Source organism: Salinimicrobium xinjiangense DSM 19287 (genome assembly GCF_000423585.1).
Taxonomy (GTDB): domain Bacteria; phylum Bacteroidota; class Bacteroidia; order Flavobacteriales; family Flavobacteriaceae; genus Salinimicrobium; species Salinimicrobium xinjiangense.
In genome coordinates, this window is the sequence record NZ_AUIG01000011.1 from 126666 (window position 1) to 143436 (window position 16771).

At 43.1% G+C, this 16771-nt stretch carries 17 protein-coding genes; 3 read left to right on the forward strand and 14 right to left on the reverse strand.

The annotated features are described in order from the left end of the window. Nucleotides 1-126: 126 nt before the first annotated feature. The 10 genes from G564_RS0105150 to ruvC form a co-directional block, all read right to left on the reverse strand. On the reverse strand, nt 127-702 hold the full coding sequence (locus G564_RS0105150; protein ID WP_029036715.1) for a PhnA domain-containing protein: 576 nt from the start codon (nt 700-702) through the stop codon (nt 127-129). Between the two features lie 243 nt (nt 703-945). Next, nucleotides 946-2658: a DUF885 domain-containing protein gene (locus tag G564_RS0105155; RefSeq protein WP_029036716.1), complete on the reverse strand. Its 1713-nt coding sequence runs from the start codon at nt 2656-2658 to the stop codon at nt 946-948. 57 nt (nt 2659-2715) lie between these two features. Continuing rightward, nucleotides 2716-3717: a metal-dependent hydrolase gene (locus G564_RS0105160; RefSeq protein WP_029036717.1), complete on the reverse strand. Its 1002-nt coding sequence runs from the start codon at nt 3715-3717 to the stop codon at nt 2716-2718. A gap of 181 nt (nt 3718-3898) precedes the next feature. Then, nucleotides 3899-5671, reverse strand: coding sequence for a MutS-related protein (locus G564_RS0105165; protein WP_029036718.1), 1773 nt, complete (start codon nt 5669-5671; stop codon nt 3899-3901). Between the two features lie 8 nt (nt 5672-5679). After that, nucleotides 5680-6036, reverse strand: coding sequence for an MmcQ/YjbR family DNA-binding protein (locus G564_RS0105170; protein ID WP_029036719.1), 357 nt, complete (start codon nt 6034-6036; stop codon nt 5680-5682). Nucleotides 6037-6053: 17 nt separating this feature from the next. Next, entirely contained in the window at nt 6054-6431 is a 378-nt protein-coding gene (locus tag G564_RS0105175) for a DUF4260 domain-containing protein (RefSeq protein ID WP_029036720.1), read from the reverse strand. Beyond that, complete coding sequence (locus G564_RS0105180) at nt 6428-7180, reverse strand: cyclase family protein (protein WP_029036721.1); 753 nt, start codon at nt 7178-7180, stop codon at nt 6428-6430. The genes G564_RS0105175 and G564_RS0105180 overlap by 4 nt, the downstream gene beginning before the upstream one ends. A gap of 406 nt (nt 7181-7586) precedes the next feature. Further along, complete coding sequence (gene hemW, locus G564_RS0105185) at nt 7587-8705, reverse strand: radical SAM family heme chaperone HemW (protein WP_037373530.1); 1119 nt, start codon at nt 8703-8705, stop codon at nt 7587-7589. Nucleotides 8706-8778: 73 nt separating this feature from the next. Next, complete coding sequence (locus G564_RS0105190) at nt 8779-9138, reverse strand: four helix bundle protein (RefSeq protein WP_029036723.1); 360 nt, start codon at nt 9136-9138, stop codon at nt 8779-8781. A gap of 66 nt (nt 9139-9204) precedes the next feature. Further along, the gene (gene ruvC, locus G564_RS0105195; RefSeq protein WP_029036724.1) at nt 9205-9756 is read right to left on the reverse strand and encodes a crossover junction endodeoxyribonuclease RuvC; all 552 of its coding nucleotides are present in this window, start codon (nt 9754-9756) and stop codon (nt 9205-9207) included. Nucleotides 9757-9829: 73 nt separating this feature from the next. Between ruvC and G564_RS0105200 the strand changes: the two genes are divergently transcribed. The 3 genes from G564_RS0105200 to G564_RS0105210 are packed head-to-tail and all read left to right on the forward strand — an operon-like array spanning nt 9830 to nt 12845. Next, on the forward strand, nt 9830-10795 hold the full coding sequence (locus G564_RS0105200) for a hypothetical protein (protein WP_029036725.1): 966 nt from the start codon (nt 9830-9832) through the stop codon (nt 10793-10795). After that, nucleotides 10792-11925, forward strand: coding sequence for a glycosyltransferase family 2 protein (locus G564_RS0105205; protein ID WP_029036726.1), 1134 nt, complete (start codon nt 10792-10794; stop codon nt 11923-11925). Before G564_RS0105200 ends, G564_RS0105205 begins: the two co-directional genes overlap by 4 nt. Before the next feature lie 47 nt (nt 11926-11972). After that, complete coding sequence (locus G564_RS0105210) at nt 11973-12845, forward strand: hypothetical protein (RefSeq protein WP_029036727.1); 873 nt, start codon at nt 11973-11975, stop codon at nt 12843-12845. Nucleotides 12846-13166: 321 nt separating this feature from the next. On the opposite strand, the gene G564_RS0105215 is transcribed toward G564_RS0105210, so the two are convergent. From G564_RS0105215 to G564_RS0105230, 4 genes are all read right to left on the reverse strand, one after another. Further along, a complete protein-coding gene (locus tag G564_RS0105215) occupies nt 13167-13646 on the reverse strand; it encodes a hypothetical protein (protein WP_029036728.1) in 480 nt (159 codons plus the stop codon). 98 nt (nt 13647-13744) lie between these two features. Then, nucleotides 13745-14905 (reverse strand): tetratricopeptide repeat protein, encoded by a 1161-nt coding sequence (locus G564_RS0105220; protein ID WP_029036729.1) that lies wholly within the window; start codon nt 14903-14905, stop codon nt 13745-13747. Next, nucleotides 14898-16352 (reverse strand): M56 family metallopeptidase, encoded by a 1455-nt coding sequence (locus tag G564_RS0105225; protein WP_029036730.1) that lies wholly within the window; start codon nt 16350-16352, stop codon nt 14898-14900. Before G564_RS0105225 ends, G564_RS0105220 begins: the two co-directional genes overlap by 8 nt. 2 nt (nt 16353-16354) lie before the next feature. Continuing rightward, on the reverse strand, nt 16355-16714 hold the full coding sequence (locus tag G564_RS0105230; RefSeq protein ID WP_029036731.1) for a BlaI/MecI/CopY family transcriptional regulator: 360 nt from the start codon (nt 16712-16714) through the stop codon (nt 16355-16357). Between the last annotated feature and the right edge of the window lie 57 nt (nt 16715-16771).

Here is a 16771-nt window from a genome sequence, read left to right on the forward strand (position 1 = left end):
CAAAAGCCGACCTCACAGGTCTCAAAGACCTCGTGAGGTCTTGTCGAACAGTACAGGCGCGGATATCCGCGCCTCTGTTTTTACACCTTTTTGACAATTAAGCCGCGGATATTCCGCGGCTCTACATTACACCTTTTTGACAAACTTTGTAAGGATAACGATCTGCTGACCTTCGACTTTACCCTCGATCTGCTCCGGATTGTCATGAACTAAAGACACCCTTCTTACCGAAGTTCCTCTTTTAGCCACAAGACTTGAACCCCGCACAGGAAGATCTTTTATAAGAACAACTGTATCTCCTGCCTCTATGGTTTGCCCGTTGCTGTCTTTGTGCACTACTCCCCCGCTGCTTTCTACGATAGTTTGTCCGGCTTTGGCCCACACCAGCTGCTCCTCCTCCATGTACATCATATCAAGCAGGTCCTGCGGCCAGCCTTCTCCCTTTAATCTGTGCAGCATTCTCCACGCCATAACCTGTACTGCCGGCACAGGGCTCCACATACTTTCGTTCAGAGAGCGCCAGTGATTGGAATCTGTTTTTTCAGGATCTTCTATCTGTTCCTTACAGGTCCCGCAAATGAGGATATGGCTTTCAACATCTGCAGGGGAGTCGGGTATGGCATAAACCTGTAAATCTTCTTTTGAACCGCATAGTTCACACTGGGATTCGCTTCTTTGAAATAAGTCTTGCTCGAGGCTCATGGGGAGGAGTATTTTTTAATATGGGGCTAATTTAAACTATTTAAGTAGTTTATCGTCACGGATCGCAGATCCGCGCCAGCTCAGAACAAGATATTTCGATAGCGCGGATTTGTAATCCGTGCTGAGCACTATAAAATCCTACAAATAATCCCAGTAAAAATCACGGCAAAGATCACAGATCTGCGCCAGCTCTGAAAACAAAACTATGATAGCGCGGATTTGTAATCCCTGCTGAGCCTAAATTTACCTCAAACTCCTCTCAATATAGGCCTCCACCCGCTCTTCCATAATTGGCAGCGTCACGGTTCCCTGCTCGAGGATCACCTCATGGAATTTTCTAATGTCGAAATCCTGTCCTAAAGCTTCTTCTGCTTTTTTACGGAGTTCGCGGATCTTTATTTCGCCGATCTTATAAGAAACCGCCTGGCCCGGCCAGGAGATGTAGCGATCGACTTCCGTATTAATGTTGTGCATTGAAAGTGCGGTATTCGAGCGCAGGAACTCCACCGCCTGTTCCCTGGTCCAGCCCAGTGCATGAATTCCGGTGTCGACTACGAGTCGGCCGGCGCGCCATTGTTCGTAGGTTAGTTTTCCGAAGCGTTCATATGGCGTTCTGTAAATGCCCATTTCTTCGGCTAAAAATTCAGAATATAATCCCCAACCCTCTCCAAAAGCCGATAGATAGAAGTTTCTTCTAAACTTCGGGATACTGTCCCCCAATTCCTTGTTTAAGGAAATTTGAAGGTGGTGACCGGGTACGGCTTCATGGGCGGTAAGTGCCGGAAGCACGTAAAGCGGACGGTTGGAAAGGTTGTAAGTATTCACCCAATAATAACCCGGCTCGGTATCATCCCCGCCGCCAACATAACGCCCGGTGGTGTATTTTGGTGCAATAGCATCGGGCACCGGTGCGACTCCATAAGGCCTCCGCGGAAGCGTCTTAAAGAATTTTGGAAGCTGCGCATCCAGGCGCTTGGAAATGTCCCTGGCTTCTTTAAGTAGCTCCTCGCCTGTTTTCGCATAAAACTGCTCATCTGTCCGTAGGAAATGGATAAAATCTTCAAATGTGCCTTCAAAACCAACTTCTGCAATGATCTCCTTCATTTCGGCATTGATCCTCGCGACCTCCTCCAGCCCCATCTGGTGGATCTCCTCTGCGGAAAGATCCAGGGTGGTATAGTAATTCAGTCGGTTTTGATAATATTCCCTCCCGCCGGGAATTTCTGAAACGCCCAATGACTTCCTTGCCGCCGGAAGGTATTCTGTCTCAAAAAACTGCTTTACCCGCCTGAATTGGGGAATCACATTCTTAGCAACTGCAATTTCAGCCGCGGCTAAAACCGAATCTTTCTGCTGCTGACTCATTATCGGCGGAAGGTTTAAAAAAGGCGAATAGTAATAACTCTGCTTCGGGTCATCCACGATCTGGTCGTTGTAGGTACCTTCATAACCTTTAAAAATTACCGCCGGCTGCAAATTGCCTTTTTGGATCCCTTTCCGCAGTAATACCAGGTGTTGATCCACATAAGCGGGGATTGCGTTTAACTTGTTCAGATAATCCTTTACCTGATTATAATTGCTGAAATCCCGCACATGGTACGGCAGACTCACATGGAAGCCGGCGTCAGAAAGCAACGGATTCAAATAAGCCTCATACTGGTAAAAGTCAACCGTTTCCTGAAGCTTGTAACGCAGCAATTCGGCTGAGATCTTCTCGGTCTCAGAAAGAGCTTTTTTGCTGATCTTTTCCAGTTCCTTTAAGCGCTCCCGGGCAAATTCGGCTTCTTTTTTATAATTTTCTTCAGTATAAAGCCCCAGCGGATTGGCTTTACGATCATAGCCGTCGTACTCATCAATTTTTTCGATTACCCTGTTAAGAGCTTCGGAAGGATTCTGACTTTGTAACGTAAAACTTAGAAAGAGAAAAAATGTGAGGGTCCAAAAATGGTATTTCATGATCAAGTTTTTGAGGAATGGTAAATATATAATTTCCCCGGGAGAATTTTTCTGAAGTTAAATCCCTTTGATTCGTTCCCAAAGATCCTTCAGGATCTGCATGCCGTCCCCGGGCCGCTTCGGTTCTTCTTCTGCCCTTATAGTTCCATCTTCCGGAACCAGTTTATAGCTGAAAGCGAAATTTGACTCTTCATCTGACGGATTTAACTTGCCAAAGCGCAGGTCATTGAAATAAAGAAAACCTTCCTTTTCTGTAATGGTGAACCAGCCTTTTGAAATGTCGATTAAACGCTGCACGTTTTTGTCATTTTTGAGACTTCCCAGGTAATGATGGTTTTTGGGTACGGCTTCAAATCTTACCATCTTCTCATCAAAAAAGGAGTAGTAGCCAATGAGAAAATCATTTTCGGCCTCAACATTTGCGGTCCAGAGAATGGTATTTAGGGGCGTGGGACGTGTATCGATACGGGAATAAAAAATTCCCTGTTGCTCCAGGTCCTCCACAAATTGCTGATGCGCAATGAATTTTAAAACCAGCGTAAGCATCAGGTAAGAAGTACTTACGATCAAACCAAATCGATTAAATTTCGCCCTTTTTGGATCTTCTTTCTTCCGTCGCATTGCAAGGATCAGGAAGGTAAGGAAGGGAAGGGTATATAGCGGATCTATAACAAAGATGCTCTTAAACGCCAGCCTGATGTCCAGCGGCCAGAACAGCTGCGTGCCCCAGGTGGTGAAGGAATCCAGGATGGGGTGCGTGAACAAACCCCAGAACATCAACCAGGCCCAGTCTTTCCAGCCAACTCCGCTCTTTTTTTCGATCTTCGAAATGAGCCAGCCAAACACGGGTGCTGCCAGTATTGCAAATACAATGGAATGAGAAAATCCGCGATGGACTTCTATAGCAGTTATGGTGTCGGTAAAATTGCTCGCAAGCGCATCAAGATCGGGAATAGTGCCCGCTATAGCGCCATACAGCATCGCCTTATTTCCAACTTTTCGGCCCAAAACAGCTTCGCCTACGGCGGCACCGAGTACTATTTGTGTGAGACTATCCACTCTCTAATGTATATTGTATAATGAATATTGTATAATGTTACATAAAGCTCCCCTTTTGGGGGTTGGGGGCTAATCCGCGCCAACTTACTTTTAAATTTTCTAAAGCAGACCTCACAGGTTTTAAAAACCTGTGAGGTCTAAACTTATTCCACTTCTAATTTCGTACTTCTAAAATCTAACTTCAGTCGACAATCTCCATCTTCTTCAGCAAGAACGAGGCATTCATATTCTGGCATACCCCTTCTTTGAAGCGGTAGTCAAAATTCAATTCGTCGTTGATGATCTCGGCATCAAAATAGTAGTTCTTTACCTGCGGCAGTTCTTCTGCCACTTGACAGAGGCTCAAATCGTGGGTGGCGATGATCCCTGTAGAATTAGAACCTACCAGTTTTTCGATGAACTTTCGGGAGCCAATGGCCTTATCTGTGCTGTTGGTACCCTTGAGGATCTCGTCGAGAATGATAAAATATTTGTCGGTTTTTATCTCATCCACCACAAACTTCAGGCGTTTTAATTCCGAAAAGAAATAGGATTCATCATCTGTAAGAGAATCTGTGGTGCGCATGCTGGTAATGAGCTTGATTGGTGTGTAATGACAGTAGGTGGCGCAAACCGGCAGCCCAACATTTCCCATAAGGATCTGCAGACTTACGGTTCTCAAAAAGGTGCTTTTCCCTGCCATATTTGCACCGGTGATGATGAAGAACTGCTCTTTTTCAATAGAAAAGTCATTCGCCACTCTTTTCTCGGGATCAAGCAATGGATGTGCCAGCTGAGTGGCTTCAGATATATGAGAATCGTGGTGCAGTTCGGGAAAGACGTATGAAGGATGATTAAAGGCAAAATTTCCAAGGGAATTATAGGCATCCAGGAACTCGATCGCCCGGAACCATTTTTGGACCACCTGCCCGTGCTCCTTTATCCACTTCTCGAGTTTCCGGGAATAGCGCAGATCCCATAGCATAAAACCATTCCCAAGAACTCCGAAGATCATGTTATTCCGCTGATCAAGAGAATCTATGGCTTTGGAAAACTTCTTAAGAATGGCAGAGGCTTTTTGTTTTTCAGAAGCTATTTCTTCCTTGTTCCTTTTCAATAATTCAGAATGAAAGGTGGTGTTTTCTATAAGGGCAAGCAACTGGTGATACTGGTGAAAAGTATCCTGCACTTTACTTACGCTGGTCGATAAGAGATTTATTCGCTTCAGGAAAAATCCGGTAATGAGCAATCCGGCGAAGAACCAGAGAGCAAGCTCAATTCCGCCAATGATATCCAGGAAAAAAGCGGTGATCACTACGCCTGAAATTGTTGAGAAAACAAGAGGCAACCACTTCATTAATCCCGGGACAAAGCTCTTGTAATTATTAAGCCATCCAGTAATAGTTGCGGTACGACTTTCGGTTTTAACTAATGTAGCCAGGGCAGAAAAATTCTGCCGCCAGTCGGCTTTTTCCGCGAGTTCCTTTATAGCTTCCTGCTTTTGATCAATATGAGCTATATCATTTGAAAGCAGCAGCTGCGCCAGTTTCTCCTTACCTTCGACTAAAGTGGAACGATTGAGATACTGGAAAAATGAGGCTTTTCCGAAGAGATCGATATCCTGACTGTAAGGATGGAGAGGATCGGCAAATTCGTCACCCGTTGGCAGGCTGTGGAAATTCCGCTTTAGTACTTCCAGTTCGGTCTCATTGATCTTTATCAGTTCCCTGAATTTATCCCGCTCATACCGTAGATCTGAATGACGGGAAACCAGGAATACAAAAATTGCGATTCCTATGAGCAGGGAAGCTACTATGGCCGTGACATTACCCCAGAAGGTATAAACAAGAAAAACGATAGCAAGAAAAACGAGAAACCTCAACAGGCTCGATACTCCCAGTTTGCGGGAGGCGGCATGAAGATGAGTACGGTATTTATCTATTTGGGCTTTATAAAAAGTAGCGGGTTCCTGCATCATTGATTCTATAGGTTTTGTAATTCCTGCTGAAGTTTCCTTGTAAGACCTGAAACCACCAGCGTATAGGAATGATCTGTAAGCTCCCGGACCAGCTGTGGCGGAAGATGCTCAACCTGCAGGCTGTTCCAGTGCTTTTTGTTCATGTGATAGGCGCCTTCTATCTGGTCGGGATATTCCTCCCGTAAGACAATTGCTCTTTCGGGATCACATTTAAGGCTTACCTTGAATGGAACGCTTTCCAGAGCTGCAAGAGCAAACATTTTGCCCATTACTTTAAATACCAAAGCATCGGGACCAAAAGGCAATTCTTCGGTCACGCCTTGTTTTGCCAGACAATAATTTCTGAAGGCATCTATATTCATTGCTCAAAGATAAGAAATCAGGACAGCCGAACGTCTTCTTTCTCCGGCTTTCCTATGGGACCCAAATGTGTGTATTTGAAACCTTTCTCATATTTCAATCCATAGCCCAGCATGCGGTCGAAAGCGGCATGAGAAAACAGTATAATTCCGACGAGCTGCAATGCCGGAATGAGAAAAAAGAATCCGGCAAGATAGATCAGGATAGCCACACCTTTATGATGGAAAAGGTTGTACAAAAATGCGCCGGCTTTATTTCCAAAGGCGTAGCCTATCATCCCAAGGTCCGGAGCCAGGAACAGCACCAAAAACCACCACCATTCGTAAGGTAGAAATCCAAAGCCATAGATACCTAGCAGCAGCATGGCCAGTTCTTCCAGTTTTAAAGTCGTTTTCATAAGTCTTCAGGTTTATATAGCACTGGCTTTGATGGTGCAGCGTCGTTCTCAAATGAGGCCGGCTGCAGATTTAAAAAATAGAAGCCATCTTCAATTCGGGACGGCACGTAAACAAGTTCGGTGATTGTCGCTTCAAAGCGGGTATGCTTTGGGTAATTCCAGAAGGCTTTATGGGCCAGAAGTTTGCCTCCGTCTTCTTCCCTGTCAATAGAGGGCAGGTCGATCAACAGGTGTTCGACTCCGCATTCCCGCAGGTAAACCGCTGTGTCTTCCTGCAGATATGGCCAGTTGGTATGAGAGTAATGTTTGCTGCGCTTGGCAATGCTGTTCGGCAGCGTGCGGATAATAACCGCCTGCGCCTCTCCCTCTCTAAAATGGGATTTTAGCTGCTCCTTTGTGATCACCTCATCCTCACCCAACTTTACCGGCTCTACAGAAATTAGTTTAGCTGAAAAAAAGAAAGTCTTCAGGCTTTCATTGATGCCGTGAAATTCCGGAGTGATGTGTCCCACACTTTCGGTGTGGGTGGTATGTCCATGCGGATTAAAATAAATGTTGTTGAAATTCACCGAGCCGCCTTTGCTTACCTTTCCAATCCAGCTCCCTTCCTTAACAGGTTCGATCCTTGGGGCCTTGAGATACCAAGCTACCGGATTCTTGTCGTCTCCTCTCAGGCTCAGGGAGATGTCCAGGGGTTTGGAGAAATCGATCTTGTAATTCTGATCTTTATACTGAATGCTGGCCTGCATGAAATGAGTTTCTTTTTCTGATGGTAGACAGATGTAAAAATAGGAGCTTTTTTTGAACCTTTTGTTCAGATTAAACTTTGGAAAAGAATATTTCTTAGAAAGGGGAATTATTCTTTGGTAGTGTCCTTTTCCGAAGAATAGGCGGTAAAACTTCGAAATTCAGGAGCACCTTTTTCAGGTGCTCCGGCGAAGTTTTGTCCGCCGGTTTTTATGCCGCGAGAGCGGGATAAAAAATTCCTTGGAAAAGGCGTCTTTTTCTTTGCTTCGTTTAGCTCACGATTTTCTATTTTTTAAATAGGAGTTCGTGAATCTTCGATTTCTTTTGGACGAGCAAAAGAAATGAAGGGCAAAGGTGAAAGGGCCAAACAGGTTTAACTTCAGCGGGCAAAGAGGTCAAATGGAAAATTCACTCCTCCACCCAAAACAATTCCGCCGCAATACCATCACTAAGAAATTTGCCTTTTTTGGAAACCTGCAGCCGGCTGTCATTCCATTCAAGCATGCCATCCTGAATTAATTTCGCTGCTTCCCGAAGCAGGTAATCCTTATATTTTATTCCAAAACTGCGTTCCACTTCATCGACGGCAATACCCCACTTTGTTCGGAGGCGGGTCATGACAAGTTCATTGTATCGATCTGAAACCGAAAGCTTCTCAACCTCTGCGGGAATTTCCCCTTTTTGAAGCGCTTTTATGTACAGCGTATTATTGCTGACGTTCCATTTGCGGTGAAAACCATCAAAAGAATGTGCGGAAGGTCCGATTCCTAAATAGGGTTTTCCAAACCAGTAGGCGGTGTTGTTGCGGGAAAAGTATCCGGGTTTGCCGAAGTTGGAGAATTCATAATTGTCAAAGCCGGCAGAAGCTAACTCTTCTATCATGATCTCGTACTGCTCTTTTGCCAGCTCCTCCTCTACCGGGGCGATCTTTCCTTTTTCGATCATGCTTTTCAATGCGGTCTTTGGTTCGACAGTTAAGGCATAACTGGAAATATGAGGCACTCCCAGCTCCAGTGCAATTTTGAGATTTTCTTTCCAGCGCTCATTGCTCATTCCCGGAATTCCGTAAATAAGATCAATGGAAATATTGTTGAACTGCTGCTTAGCCAGCTTAATGGATTCAAGAGCTTCTTCTGCATTATGCGCCCTGTTCATCAGCTTCAGATCCTGTTCAAAAAATGACTGTACGCCTATGCTTAATCTGTTTACAGGAGAAGTCGCCAACATCTTGATCTTTTCTTCAGTAAGATCATCGGGATTGGCTTCGAGGGTGATCTCAGGAGTTTCGGCTATTTTGTAATTATTGAAAATTACTTCAAAAATCTGCTCCAATTCTTCCGCAGAAAGCAGCGACGGCGTCCCCCCACCAAAGTAGATGGTTTCGACCTCATCTTTAATTTCATCCTTCCGCAGCAGCAATTCTTTACAAATCGCCTCCACCATCTCGGGCTTCTTCTTTACCGAAGTCGAGAAATGAAAGTCACAGTAGTGACAGGCTTGTTTGCAAAAAGGGATGTGTATATACATCAATTAGCAATGAGCAATTAACAGGGAACAGTTGACAATGAGCTATTAGCAATGACCAATTAATAGATAACAATTATTTGTTCATTCTGGTTTTTTTCAGGATACTGTACATTATCCTGGAGAGCTCGTCTGCCTTACCAAACATCTCCTCGAATTCTTTACGACCAATGTAGTCGGTAGCTTCAAATAACCGAAGCCAGAAATTAGTTTCTAAACTTTCCTTATAGGCAATAGATACTTTGGAAGAAAAATCTGCAGTTGAAATTGCGCCATTGGCCTCAGCAACATTCGCACCTATGGAAGTTCCAGACCTTAGAAACTGTTTGGGCAGCACATATTCTTTTTCTTCCTTAATGATCTTTTTGTAAAGCTTCACCGTTTTTACCGCAAAATCAAAAGACTTTTCATCCAGAACGTTTTCTTTTCTTTCCATAGCTAAGAATTGATTAATTACTATTTATCAGACATTGTTTATTGATCATTGTTTATTGATCATTGTTTATTTGGTTTTCCCCGGATTTTGCTTAACAAATGCTTCCCAGCCGGTGTAGCTTTTCCCGATCTCCACCTTTCCGGAGTTGTAGAAGTGGCAAACCGCAGCTGCGAGTCCGTCGGTGGCGTCGAGATTTTTTGGAAGGGTTTTTAGGGCGAGTAGACTTTTTAGCATTCCCGCGACCTGTTCCTTGCTGGCGTTTCCGTTTCCGGTGATGGCCATTTTTATCTTTTTCGGGGAATATTCTGTTACCGGCACCTGCCGACTTAATCCAGCGGCCATAGCTACTCCCTGTGCCCGACCTAACTTCAGCATGGATTGCACGTTCTTTCCGAAGAAAGGCGCTTCAATTGCTATTTCATCGGGATGCCAGGTGTCTATTAGCTCCACAGTACGTTCAAAAATAAGTTTGAGCTTTATGTATGGATCGTCATATTTTTGAAGGTGCAGCTCGTTGAGTTGCAGGAAAGACATTTTGCGGTTCTCAACCTTGATGAGTCCAAAGCCCATAATGGTGGTTCCGGGGTCAATGCCTAAAATGATTTTTTCGCTATTCAAAAGCTTCGTAATATTGCAGGTTCAAACCTGCCGGTGAAATAATGCCGGAAAGTTCCGGTTCTTAAATAAATTCATGCGGATTACCTCGCACAAAGCTAATCAATTCTTCTCACTTCTGCTCAAGATCCTGGTGGTATTGGCCGCAGTATCATTTATCTGGTACAAGGTGACCAATGATGAGACTATGGACTTTGATCGTTTTGTGGATATTCTCCACCGCTACAGGATCTTTTCCTTTACCAATATTGCTGTACTGGTGCTTTTAACCATTTTTAACTGGTATTTTGAGATCCTGAAATGGCAGACCTTAAGCAGCCACGTGAGGGAGAATTCTTTTAAAGCAGCTATGCGGGAGAGTCTTGCTTCCTTTACAGCTGCCATTTTCACTCCCAGCCGCATTGGGGAATATGGCGCAAAATGTCTCTATTACACGAGGGCGGCATGGAGAAAGATCGTCTTTCTCAATTTCCTTGGAAATACAGCACAATTATTTGCTACCTATTTCTTTGGAATTGCGGGCCTGCTGTTTCTCATTACCAGCCTGGACCTCGCTTTACCGGCGTTTAACATTCTCCTGGTGACAGGTCTTTTATTCGCTCCCTTTATCTTATATGTGGTGATGAAGAAATTCAAAATCCGCATTAAAGGCTATTCGATCAAACGTCTCGAGGAATCCTTTCACAAGGTGTCTGAAAAAATAAGATGGAAAACCATCATTTTTGCCAGTATCAGATTTTTGATCTTTACTCATCAATTCTATTTTTTACTGGTACAATTTCAGGTCAACGTATGCTATCCTTTGCTTATAGCAGCTGTTTTCAGCACCTACATACTTGCTTCTATCATCCCTACCATGATCATTTTTGATGCCTTTATCAAAGGTGGATTTGCCGTTTGGATCTTTGGATTATTACAGGTTCCGCAAATTATTGTCTTAAGCATCGTACTTACCGTATGGATCCTGAATTTTGGCCTGCCGGGTCTTGCCGGAAGTTTTTATGTGCTGAAATATAAAAAGGCCAAACACGCTATCGCATGATCGCAGCAGCTGTAATAATCTCACTGCTGTATGTTTTCACAATGCTCTTTCTGCTTTACGGCTTTTCTAATCTTTCTCACTTCTGCGGAAAAAATATGGCTTCAGAATGTACTTTTTCGATCATTATTCCGCTGCGGAATGAAGCTGAAAATCTGCCTTCCCTTTTTGAATCCCTGCTGAAGCTGAAGTATCCTGAAGAGCAGTTCGAGATCCTCCTGATAAATGATTCTTCAACAGATGCTTCGGAAGCTCTTTGTGAAGAATTCCGGCGGAAGTATCCGGAGCTTAACATTCAGCTGCTTCAGAATATTCGCAAATCGGGAAGTCCGAAAAAAGATGCCATATTGACTGCAATTGAAGTCGCGACTAAAGATTTTATCCTTACCACAGATGCTGATTGTGTGGTGCCGGAGAAATGGCTGAGAGAATTTGATGCAATCATCCGGGAAAAGGAACTGCAGGTAGTTGCGGGTCCTGTGATGCTGAAGAACGGGGTGCCAAAAATGGCATTTTTGAGGAGCTTTGAGGAAATGGATATGTTAAGTTTGCAGGCCGCAACTATTGGAAGTTTTGGGCTGGGTATTCCCCTGCTCTGTAATGGTGCAAACTTCTGTTACTCAAAAAAAGCCTTTTTTGAGGTAAATGGATTTGAAGGCAATGACCAAATTGGAAGTGGAGATGATATATTTCTATTAGAAAAATATCAAAAAAGAGGCTTGAAAACCGCATTTCTAAAATCGGCTGAAGCTATAGTGCTTACAAAACCGGCTTCTTCCTGGAAACAACTGTTCTCTCAGCGTGTAAGATGGGCAGCTAAAACCTCCCGATACAAAAATCCTTTTGCCAAAGCATTAGGAGTACTGGTCTTTGGAATGAATTTCATGCTGCTGATTGTATTTGCCGGAGTTCTTTCCGGCCTTTCGCCTTTATCACTGCTGCTAGTTGTTTTCCTTGCAAAATTCAATGTTGATTTTTTCCTTATCTACAACACTGCCAAATTTTATGGCAGGAAAAGCAGCGTGAAAAGTTATTTTTTGAGCAGTATTTTTTATCCTTTTTTTAGCAGCAGCGTTGCTATGTTCTCTTTATTTTCGGGATATGAATGGAAAGGCCGCAGATTTAAAAAATAGATTGCGGCCAAATATTTTTACTACCTTTAATTTCCTGAGTCTAAAAAATGCAGCAAATTAAGATCATTTTCACCGGCTTCCTCCTTTGTATGGCAATCCCTCTTGCTGCACAGGAAACCTTTATAATCGATAAAGACACCCTGGAATTGCGCAAGGAAGTGAAGGGAACTTTGAGTTTATACTGGACAGAAGAAGCTCATCGCTACAGGTATTTTGTGCAAAAAGGCGATCGGATGGTAGAGCTGCGGAACACTGACGGAAACCAGGAATATAAGGAGCAGTTGGCAAAACTAACGGCAGATGCCGATATAAAGACCCGGGATGTGCAGTTTGTGCTGTATAGTCTTAAACATTTTACCAATACTTATAATTCTCTTATTGAAGACGAATATTCCTTCAATGAGGCCACAGAGAATATCCAACAAAGAATCGGTCTGTTCACAGGTCTTACCAACAATATTTACACAGAGAACCCGAAGAATATCCTGGCTCCGGTTGTAGGCCTGGAATATGAATTCTACGATCCTAATCTCGCACCCCGGCACTCGGCCTTTCTCCAATTGCGCCAGTCTTTTAAACAGGATGATTATCGTTACAGTTCCACTGCCCTTTCTCTCAACTACAGGTTTAAAGCACTCTATTTCAGCAATTTTGATCTGCATATTGATACCCGTCTTGCCACGCTTTATTATTCAGAAGACAGCATCTCTATTACCAATGACAGCGGTGAGGTAATCGCAGTAAAGGAGGAAAGCGGATTTTCCTTTACCGCACCGTTGAGTTTTGGGATTGGCACCGATATTCAGGTGACCACAAATAGTTACATAACCGTGGGGTATAATGACATTTTTGCCGTTGTTTGGGAGAGCAACGGGAATTTCCCGATAGATTTTACAATTGGGTATAAGTATAATTTGTAGTTGGGTTGTCTGTTGCCTGTGGCCTTTTGGAAAAGAATCAAGAGCCGGGAAACAAGACATTAGTCTTAGTAAGTTGCGAGTTTTGAAAACCGGTTTACCGATTAGTGTTTTCCGTTGTTCCTTCTAAATTGGATTATCAACTGGCCTCTGACCTCTTATTAAATCTTCGTACTTCTACTTCTAAAATCTAACTTCCTCCCCTCTTTCCACTCTCCACTCTCCACTAAAAAAAGAGATTTCTCGTCGTATTTTCTTTTTACCAAAAGAAAACACTCTGTCGAAATGACGAACTCCTGATCACTGATCACCGACCACTGAACACTATTCCGCTTTAATAACCACAGGCATTCTGAAAGTTGTCTGCACAGGAATACCACGTTTGGTAGCGGGATAGATCTTTGGCAGGGAATCCACGCTTTGGTATAACCATTCATCAATATCGGGTAGCTGGATACGGACCAGGGAATCTATCTCCATGGAATCAATGGCAGGAGTACCTTTTTCCGAGATCCTGAGGTAGAGGAAAAGCGTATCATCAATTTCTTCAGTTACCACAGGTTGTTTGGCTTCAAGACGGGAATAGAAATACTGTGAGACCTTATTTCCAAAGCAGGCTTTGGCTGCCTGTACTTCGGTGATATTGCGGCACTCTTCAAAGGCGGGATACTGGTCTACCTCATGCCAGTTGAAGTCCCGGGTTTCTTCAGAAAGTATTTCTTCCGAAGAGATCTTCCTGGTTTGAAATTCTTCACAGGAGACAAGCAAGAAGGACAGAATTGCTAAGAGTAAAGTTTTCTTCATTCGAACTGGAAACTTAACTCAAAAATAGTGAATTAAAGCAGTTTGCGGAAAGTTTTCTATTGATGAAAAAATAATAAGATGATTATCTCGAAGTGAGGCTAGTTCTCATCAGGAGCTGAAGCCTGCATGTGGAGTTCTTCCCTGATGTCTTTTACCCGTCTTTGTGCAAGCAGAAGAAGATTACGGCTGCCGGTCTCCCGAAATTTGTCAACGTAAGCCTGGTAATAATTCATTTTTGTTTCCAAGTCTTCGAAGTAGGAGTCGGCCGCAATTGCCCGTTCAAACATTGCCCTTTCATTATCGGGATTTTCTTTGATTGCTTTATTGAAATAGTTCAAAGCCTCTTTTGGCTTTTCCATGTGTTTATAGGTAAGACCAAGGCTTGTAAACTCTTCATCCAGGATCACAGATTTGAAAATAATGGCCTGCAGTAAATGGCCTTCGGAATTCTTGTATTCTCCTTTTAGGGCATAAAGTTTACCAAGGCTGTAATGTGTGGCGTGATTTTGATCTTCATAATCAAGAGCCGCATTAAAATTAAAAATTGCTTTATCATAATTCTTAAGGTGGTAGTATGAGGTCCCAAGGCGGGTGTGGATAAGTTCGCTTCCTGCACCCAAATCCACCAACTTTTCAAATTCATCTATTGCCAGTTGATATTCTTTCTGAAAATAATAAGCCTGCGCCAGGATGGAAAGTAAAGTGCGATTAGACGGATTGGTTTCCAGGCCCTGCTTACTCAGCCGCTCTGCCTCCATTAATTTGCCGGAAACTAAAGCGCGTTTTGCCACTTTTCCAAGTGCCTGCTGGTGATTTTTTTGCAGAAGGATCGTGATGTTGTAGTGAGTCATCGCAGTCGAATCCTTTTGCTCTTCCCTAACCAATCCCAGCTGATAATGGAAATTCGCATTCATGGGATATTTATTCACCAGCTGTTTAAATATGCTGTCGGCTTCCTTCAGTTTCCCGGTGTTTGCCAGCAGTTTTGCATATTCGACTGCAGTAAGGATCCTTTCAGGATTTTGCTCTAAAACAGTTTTGTAATTTTCAAGAGCTGCTGCCGGGTTGCCATTCGCTTTTTGCGCCTGCGCCAGCTTCAGCAGAACGGGGTCAGATCGGGTTTCGGATTTTTCCAGTTCCTCAATGGCTTCGGAATAATTTCCCACAGCATAGAGGCTGTCAGCAATAGCTAAAGCCGAAGTTTGAGCTCCGGCTTTAGTGGCTATAAATAATATAAAAAGGAAGAGAAATTTATTCACCTACTCTAAAAGTTATGGGTAAAGAATACAACACTCCAACTTCCTGTCCACTTTGCTTTCCCGGTTTCATTTGCGGCAAAAGATTCACTACCCGTCTTGCTTCCTCTTCAAGTACAGGATGCGGGGCACGAGCTCCAAGAACTTCGACAGTTCCGTCTTCGGCAATTTTGAACTGCACGTAAACTCTGTTGATACCCTCAAGGCCAAGTTGCTGCCCTAAAGAGGTATCGAAATTTGTACTGACGAATGCATTGATCTTTTCTGACATACAACCTTTCCTGTCTTCGTTAGTCTTCAAAGCTTCACAGCCAGGGAAAACCGGAACTTCATCGATTACTGCGAAAGGGACATCCCCGTTACCGGAAAGTGCCTTTTTCAAAGCTTGAGCTTTACGTCTTTTAGCATCTTCCTCTTTAAAGCCTTCTTCAAACTCTTTGACACTTATGGTACTGAGGATTTCTTTGATCTTTTCCTTGTCATCGGCAGTAATTTCTGCACCACTATTGACAATAGCCTTGATTTCTTCTAATTTCTCCTGTGCCGTGGCTTCCTTTTCAGACTCACTAACAACAGGATCATCAGAACATGATACATAGGTCAACATGGCCAGCATAAGCGGCAGGATGATCAAAAATTTAAATTTTGAGATCGATCTTGATTTGTTTTTTTGCAACATAACTATTCGTTTTTTGATGATTGAATGATTAAAAAATTGATTGATAAATGAAATGTCTTCGGTATTAAAGGCTGAATTAAGGAGCTGCTGGAAATAGTCCTGTTTTTTTACATTTTTGACTACCCCTGCATCGGCGAGGAATTCGTGTAAAGCAGAGATCCTGTTCTGATAAATGTAAACCAGTGGATTAAACCAGAAAACAATCTTTAGGATCTCAAAGAAAAGCAGGTCCAGTGTATGTTTCTGTTTGACGTGCACAATTTCATGAGAAAGGATTTGTTCCCGTTCCTTTTCAGAAAGCTGGCTTCCCAGAAAAATGGTGTTATAGAATGTGCAGGCAATTTTCGACTGCGGTACCTCCACGATTTTCATTTCCCGGTTTTGCAAAACAGGTTTATGAGAAAACAGTCGTTTCAACACCATGTATTTATTAAAGAACATTCCCAGGCTGAACAGGAATCCGGCGCCATAAACCAGCAGCCACCATTCTATACTTTGGGATGCTTCAGGAGCAACCGGATTAGAAGTAATTCCTGTTTGGACTTCACTGCTTCCTCCAATAAAGACCTCAGGAAGCATCACCAGACTTTCCGCAGGGATAGCCTGTTGAAGAAATTCAAGTTTCAGTAAGGGCAGCAGCATTGCCAGAAGCGGTGTGAGCAAAAGATATATCCTGTTTGCTGTAAAAAAAGTCTCCTTCTTTAATAGCAGCTCATACACCAGTAAAAAGGCCAGCTGAAAGACGATGATCTGTAATATGTAGTGCAGCATTGTTATTCTTTTTTGTTGATCTCTTTAAGAATGGCTTCCAGTTCCCTGGTGTCCATTTTATTTTTCTTCATAAAGAAAGATACCATGCTTTTAAAGGAACCATTGAAATATCCATCAATAAGCTTGTTCATGCTTTGATTGGTATAGGTCTCTTTTTCAACCAGCGGAAAATAGATATAACCTTTTCCCACTTTTCGATGATCTACAAATTCCTTGCTTTCCAGGATACGGACGATGGTGGATACTGTATTATAAGCCGGTTTAGGCTCGGGCATTTCCTCTATTATGGAAGCCACATTAGCTTCTTTTAGATCCCACAGGATCTGCATGATCTCTTCTTCGGCTTTGGTCAATTGTTTCATAATCCTGAATTATAAATGCTAATATAAACTAATTGTTTAGTTTAAACTAATGTTTTA

Excerpts from the sequence above, each read along its gene's own strand:
- G564_RS0105150 (WP_029036715.1), bottom strand. The coding sequence starts at position 702 with ATGAGCCTCGAGCAAGACTTATTTCAAAGAAGCGAATCCCAGTGTGAA.
- G564_RS0105155 (WP_029036716.1), bottom strand. The coding sequence starts at position 2,658 with ATGAAATACCATTTTTGGACCCTCACATTTTTTCTCTTTCTAAGTTTT.
- G564_RS0105165 (WP_029036718.1), bottom strand. The coding sequence starts at position 5,671 with ATGCAGGAACCCGCTACTTTTTATAAAGCCCAAATAGATAAATACCGT.
- G564_RS0105170 (WP_029036719.1), bottom strand. The coding sequence starts at position 6,036 with ATGAATATAGATGCCTTCAGAAATTATTGTCTGGCAAAACAAGGCGTG.
- G564_RS0105175 (WP_029036720.1), bottom strand. The coding sequence starts at position 6,431 with ATGAAAACGACTTTAAAACTGGAAGAACTGGCCATGCTGCTGCTAGGT.
- G564_RS0105180 (WP_029036721.1), bottom strand. The coding sequence starts at position 7,180 with ATGCAGGCCAGCATTCAGTATAAAGATCAGAATTACAAGATCGATTTC.
- hemW (WP_037373530.1), bottom strand. The coding sequence starts at position 8,705 with ATGTATATACACATCCCTTTTTGCAAACAAGCCTGTCACTACTGTGAC.
- G564_RS0105190 (WP_029036723.1), bottom strand. The coding sequence starts at position 9,138 with ATGGAAAGAAAAGAAAACGTTCTGGATGAAAAGTCTTTTGATTTTGCG.
- G564_RS0105200 (WP_029036725.1), top strand. The coding sequence starts at position 9,830 with ATGCGGATTACCTCGCACAAAGCTAATCAATTCTTCTCACTTCTGCTC.
- G564_RS0105205 (WP_029036726.1), top strand. The coding sequence starts at position 10,792 with ATGATCGCAGCAGCTGTAATAATCTCACTGCTGTATGTTTTCACAATG.
- G564_RS0105210 (WP_029036727.1), top strand. The coding sequence starts at position 11,973 with ATGCAGCAAATTAAGATCATTTTCACCGGCTTCCTCCTTTGTATGGCA.
- G564_RS0105215 (WP_029036728.1), bottom strand. The coding sequence starts at position 13,646 with ATGAAGAAAACTTTACTCTTAGCAATTCTGTCCTTCTTGCTTGTCTCC.
- G564_RS0105225 (WP_029036730.1), bottom strand. The coding sequence starts at position 16,352 with ATGCTGCACTACATATTACAGATCATCGTCTTTCAGCTGGCCTTTTTA.
- G564_RS0105230 (WP_029036731.1), bottom strand. The coding sequence starts at position 16,714 with ATGAAACAATTGACCAAAGCCGAAGAAGAGATCATGCAGATCCTGTGG.